We start from the raw sequence: 1,565 nt of genomic DNA, 5'->3' as shown, positions 1-1,565 counted from the left end.
GACGAAAGGGTGTAGGGCAAAAGCCTTGTCGCGCGCGGCGGTCGAGTTAGGGATTGAAGCGGTCATGGCATCCTCCGGGAAAAAGCTTTCCTCCGCGCGGCGCAGCGCGCCGCGCGTACTGCTTGCGTTTCAGGTTTGATAGGGCCGACCGCTAGATCGGCCCTCGCGGTGTCATTTCGCCAGAAGCACGTCGAGCGGAATGTTCTTCGAGATCGTGAACTGGTCGATCACCTTCGATTTGCCGTCGACCACATCCGTCACCAGGAACGGAATCTGGGTCTGGATGTGCACGTCGGGGGTAAAGGTGCGCGGGCCGAGCAGCGAAGGCTCGTCCTTGAATGAATCGAGCACCTTGACCACAGCCTCGGAATCGAACGTGCCGGCCTTCTCGACCGCCTTGGCCCAAAGCTGGATGGCGACATAACCGTCGAAGACGCTCTGGTTGACCGGAGCCGCGCCATACTTCGCCTTGTAGCGCTCGACGAAGGCATTCACGTCCGCGCGCGGGTCATCGCCGCGGAAGGAGCCCTTCGCCAGACCGACAAAGTCTTTAAGACCGGGGGTCGAATCCAGCCAGTAATCGCCGTCCATCGCGGTGCCGTTGAGGACCGTGGAGTTGATACCCGCGGCGCGCAATTGGCGCGCCACGCTCGCCGCGCCGGGAATGTAGGAGCACAGCATGATGACGTCGGGCTGCGCGGGCAGCGCCTTGATGCGGGTAATCTGCGATGCGATGCTTGTGTCACCGTTCTTGAATGTGTCCTGGCCGACGACCTTGGCACCGTCGAGTTGTGGGAACATCCAATCGAAGCCGGCGCACAGGCTGCGATCATACTGGATGGTCGTATCGACCAGTATGTAGCCCGTGCGTGCCTTGCGCTTGGTGTAGGACCATTCAGCCATTGTCGCGCCCTCGGCATTTGCGACCGACGAAGCGCTGTAGGAGTGGGGTCCGATGCCCTGGACGCCGGCCTTGATGTCGGCCGCGCACAGGAAGATCGAGACGATGCCCGCGGATTCCGCCGCCAATGCGGATGGCGAGCCCATGTCATAGTCGCAGCTGACGATCATCACGCCGACCCCGTCGGCAAGCAGCGTCTGGGCTGCCTGGGCGGCGTGGGCCAGATCGGTGCGGGTATCCTCGATCACCGGCTTCAACGTCTGGCCGAGCAGACCGCCCTTGGCGTTGATCTCCTCGATCTCCAGCAGCGCGGCCTGGGTCGCGCCCTTGTCGTAGGCTTCCATCCAGCCCGACTGTGCGATTGCGAAGCCGACTTTCATTTCCTCCGCGAAGGAGGGTGCCGCGGCTGCCGATGCCAGAGCGACGCTGGCGCACGAGACCGCGAGGCGGCGCAGAAACATGTTCCCCATCATAGTGTGTTCTCCACTGTGGTTGTCCCAACGTTGTTTTTTGAGTCATGGATATCGCGATCGAGCTTCCCAAGAAGGAAAGCTGGCAGTGTGATCTCGCGATCGCCGACGAGACCTTGAGGGCGCTTCACCAGCACCACACACATTGCCGCCGCGATCAGGAAATTCGCGGTCCCCGCAGGGATACTGAAGGT

Annotated in this window: 1 protein-coding gene and 1 pseudogene; both read right to left on the bottom strand. The window is 62.1% G+C overall.

Features of this window, described 5'->3' with window-relative positions; genetic code table 11:
• Nucleotides 1–171: 171 nt before the first annotated feature.
• A complete protein-coding gene (locus EN742_RS34555; RefSeq protein ID WP_245492473.1) occupies nucleotides 172–1,281 on the bottom strand; it encodes an ABC transporter substrate-binding protein in 1,110 nt (369 codons plus the stop codon).
• A gap of 89 nt (nucleotides 1,282–1,370) precedes the next feature.
• Nucleotides 1,371–1,565 (bottom strand): annotated as a pseudogene (locus EN742_RS38875) (hypothetical protein); the annotation flags it as partial.

It is taken from the genome of Mesorhizobium sp. M4A.F.Ca.ET.020.02.1.1 (assembly GCF_004022645.1).
In the GTDB taxonomy this organism is placed as follows: domain Bacteria; phylum Pseudomonadota; class Alphaproteobacteria; order Rhizobiales; family Rhizobiaceae; genus Mesorhizobium.
This window is presented reverse-complemented; position numbering and strand designations above follow the sequence as displayed.

Coding starts and splice junctions, on each gene's coding strand:
- EN742_RS34555 (WP_245492473.1), bottom strand. CDS start 1,281: ATGAAAGTCGGCTTCGCAATCGCACAGTCGGGCTGGATGGAAGCCTAC.